Raw genomic sequence first — 2,925 nt, forward strand, 5'->3', positions numbered from 1 at the left:
GTATACCTATTCAGAATCAGTCTGTGGATATTGTAATTGATCACTCTGGTACGAGCAATTATAGTTTTGAGCATGAGGATTTTTTACTTCACGAATTAAATCCACTTTTTAAAACGGATTGTTATTTATTAAGTTTATTTATTTTATTTAAAAATTTTAGCATAAACAGCCAAATTAAAACTAGGTTTCGAGAAAATTTTACACTTTCAAAAGTAATGAAAGAAATCCAAAATCTACAGTTTCAATTCATTGATGAAAGAACTTCAAATTATTTGGATCGAGGCGGAAAGTACGAAGATTTCTTTGTTCAAGGAGAAGAAATTTATACATATTCATTTTTCGGAAAAAGATGGGGTTAACCCCATCTTTTTAAATTTTTCTTTTAGAAGTTTTTAATAATAGCATATTGATATTGGGTTAACCCGAGAACTTAAACTGTACGTAATACAAAGTTCAGCGGGAGGGAAATGTTATGGGAAGTTTACGATTACATATAGAAAATAAAAAAAGAAACCAAGAACTAAGAAATATTTGTTTATATTCAATTGCAAAAACAGTATCAATATCCGGTAGCGCTATATATAGTTTCGCATTAGGATTATATGTTTTACAAATAACCGGATCTGCGTTAAATTTTGCGATTACGCTCATTTTAGGTACGATTCCAATGATTGTTATGAATCCATTTGCCGGTGTAATTGCAGATAAGGTTGATAAAAAGAAACTGGTTATTTGTATGGATTTACTAAGTGGCTGCTTATTAATAACTGTTTATATATTAAGTAGCTATTATGGATTAAACTTATTCATCATTTATACTACTACCTTTCTTATGACGGTATTTACAACATTTTTTGGAATAGGATTAGAAGCSGCAAAACCAAATATCGTYTCTAAAGAGMGGYTWATGAGTATTAACTCTATAAGTAAAATTATCGATTCTGTATCTTTAATTCTCGGTCCTATGTTAGGTGGCATCGTTTTTGCWGTMTTWGATATWAAAAYTTTTATAATTATAAAYGGTATTTCATTTATTCTTTCGGGYATATCCATATTRTTTATTCATTTTAAACTGTTCGAGTTCAACATAAATGAGGAGTGCCCAAAAAGGAGAATTAATTTTATTAAAGATATAAAAGAGGGGTTTTCATACTTAATTGAAAAGGAAAGCTTAAAGAATACGTTTCGAATTTTAATTTCACTTAATTTCTTCTTAGGGTTTGCTGTAACTGTTCCATTGCCATACATTATTAACACAGTTCTCAATCTTAGTTCTAAGCAATTTGGTATCATTCAAGGGACTTTTCCAGTAGGGATGATAATTGGTGCAATTTTAGTAAAAAAGATAACTAATCGTTTTTCTTACTCTTATCTTTTGAAAAAGCTAAGTTCAATGTTGGCAGTTTTTATGATTATTTCAGGAATTCCAATTCTATTCAAAAGTTTTGAAGTAAATGATTTTGTATACGTTATTACGTATTGTGTTGTTATGTTCTTTTTAGGGCTAATAATAGCGTTAATTGATATTCCTTTAATTTATTTCATGCAAAAAGAGATTCCTGATGAATATAGGGGGAGGGTACTCAGTATTGGATTAAGTATAGGTAAAATGATGCAGCCAATAGCATTGGCATTATCAGGATTATTATTAAATTATATCCCTGCTTACACGCTTCCAATTACAGGAGGGATAGTATTTCTTATTTTGAATAAGGCTTACTCAAATAAATTAAATTTAGAAATTCATTCAAAAGATTATAGTGTTTTGCGTAGCTAAGTGAACTTGTTAAGTAACAAAAAAGATGTTTATTTTGCAATAAAGTCCTTTGAAAAATAATAACGTTATTTAAAAATCCTTCTTTAACYAAAGTGATAGAWGGTCRAARWAAAGGCAGTAATAAAGAAGTGCCAKTCCTAATGTGGACTGGCACTTTGTAAAACACAAAATTTATTATTTGATTTCGGCTGTGGAATTTGATTTATCTATTTTGTATTTACTAATAAATGTGTTAATGCTTGCTTTAATGGTGTAGCCTGACGTTCTAATAAGAAATTCAAATGGGTATGTGTTGATTCTAATCCTCCTTCACGAATCCCTTTTTGAGTCATTACTAACATTGGAAGATAGGCTTCAGGTACTCCAGCACCTTTTAACATTTCTTCATAAGAAGAGTCATCTACTTCTAATAAAGGAATTTCTTTTCCTAATACTTCACTTAATATATTAACAAATTGCTGTTGTTTTAAATTTTCACCAGAAAGTTCATAAATCTTATTTTTGTGACSATCAGMTACCAAAACATTCGCTGCTGCTTCAGCTAAATCCGGACGATATACCCAACCGATTTTCCCTTCTCCTGCAGAAGTCACCCAAGGGGCACCAGCCATACAGCTTTGAATTGTACCAAGTTCATTTTCTACATACCAGTTGTTACGCAGAATCACATAAGGAATACCTGATTCCATAATTGCAACTTCACGTGCCCTATGCATGCCTGCTAGGAAGAAGTCATTTCCTTCTGCTCTTGTAACACTTGGATAAATAATTTGTTTTACACCTGTTGCTTTGGCAGCTTCTACTGCATTTGTATGCTGACGTATAACTGTGTCAAAGTCACTTGTCCATTAACAGTTACCCAAAATGCAATTGCAGGAAGATGGAAAATCGTGATTTTGTGGCATTTAAGCAAAAATGAAATTATTAGGTTTAATGAATTATTGAGGATGTTACCTGGCATCTCAAAAGGAATCTTAACTAGACAATTAAGAGAGCTTGAAGAGGACGAGCTAGTACACAGAGAAGTTTATAAAGTTGTTCCACCAAAGGTAGAATATTCTTTAACAGAGCAGGGAAAAAAGTTTATACCTGTATTAGAAGCAATGCAAGTCTGGGGTAAAGATTTACTAAATAAAAAAATAGAGATG

The 2,925-nt window shown here is 31.2% G+C and carries 2 protein-coding genes and 2 pseudogenes; 3 read left to right on the forward strand and 1 reads right to left on the reverse strand.

The genetic code is table 11. From position 1 onward, the window contains the following. Together AC1DJR_RS24430 and AC1DJR_RS24435 are read left to right on the forward strand one after the other, a co-directional pair. Positions 1 to 359 (forward strand): annotated as a pseudogene (locus AC1DJR_RS24430) (methyltransferase); the annotation flags it as partial. Between the two features lie 113 nt (positions 360 to 472). After that, the gene (locus tag AC1DJR_RS24435; protein ID WP_477003707.1) at positions 473 to 1,777 is read left to right on the forward strand and encodes an MFS transporter; all 1,305 of its coding nucleotides are present in this window, start codon (positions 473 to 475) and stop codon (positions 1,775 to 1,777) included. Between the two features lie 206 nt (positions 1,778 to 1,983). Here the strand turns inward: AC1DJR_RS24435 and AC1DJR_RS24440 are convergent. Further along, positions 1,984 to 2,616, reverse strand: a pseudogene (locus tag AC1DJR_RS24440) (Rossmann-fold NAD(P)-binding domain-containing protein); the annotation flags it as partial. On the opposite strand from AC1DJR_RS24440, the gene AC1DJR_RS24445 reads away from it, so the two are divergent. After that, a partial coding sequence (locus tag AC1DJR_RS24445) for a winged helix-turn-helix transcriptional regulator (protein ID WP_477003708.1) occupies positions 2,590 to 2,925 on the forward strand: 336 nt, incomplete at its 3' end. The pseudogene AC1DJR_RS24440 and the gene AC1DJR_RS24445 sit on opposite strands and share 27 nt — an antisense overlap.

The sequence above is a fragment of the Bacillus sp. 05T31 genome, from assembly GCF_056396725.1.